The sequence below is a fragment of the Bacteroides sp. 519 genome (assembly GCF_010500955.1).
Lineage (GTDB): Bacteria > Bacteroidota > Bacteroidia > Bacteroidales > Bacteroidaceae > Bacteroides.
In genome coordinates this window covers 1-342 of record NZ_QVMJ01000092.1, presented here as the reverse complement: position 1 = coordinate 342, position 342 = coordinate 1, and the positions used below count along the sequence as shown (strand labels likewise).

Here is a 342-nt window from a genome sequence, read left to right as displayed (position 1 = left end):
CAGGTGTTGAAGTTCCGTGAACGTTGATGTAATCAACCTCTTCCGGTTTCATTTCGGCATCTTCCAAAGCATTTCTCATCACCAATTTGGCTCCTAATATAGAACCCGATTTATGCCTGCAAAGAAAGAACAGCAGACTGACTATAAACATACTTACAACCCAGATCATGGCAGGAAGCATATACTTCGGCTGTTTGAAGTTTATCTTATCTGTTATCATTGCGGTGATATTTTTGTTTGAGTAATTTTTCCTGTCGCTCCTGCATAGCTTCCAGTAAAGCACTTTGCACTTTTGCTGGTGCACGGTTAATTTCATCGGCCAACACAAAGTTGGCAAATACA

At 40.6% G+C, this 342-nt stretch carries 2 pseudogenes; both read right to left on the bottom strand.

The annotated features are described in order from the left end of the window. A pseudogene (locus D0T85_RS22040) lies at positions 1-97 on the bottom strand (hypothetical protein); the annotation flags it as partial. 130 nt (positions 98-227) lie between these two features. Beyond that, a pseudogene (locus D0T85_RS22035) lies at positions 228-342 on the bottom strand (AAA family ATPase); the annotation flags it as partial.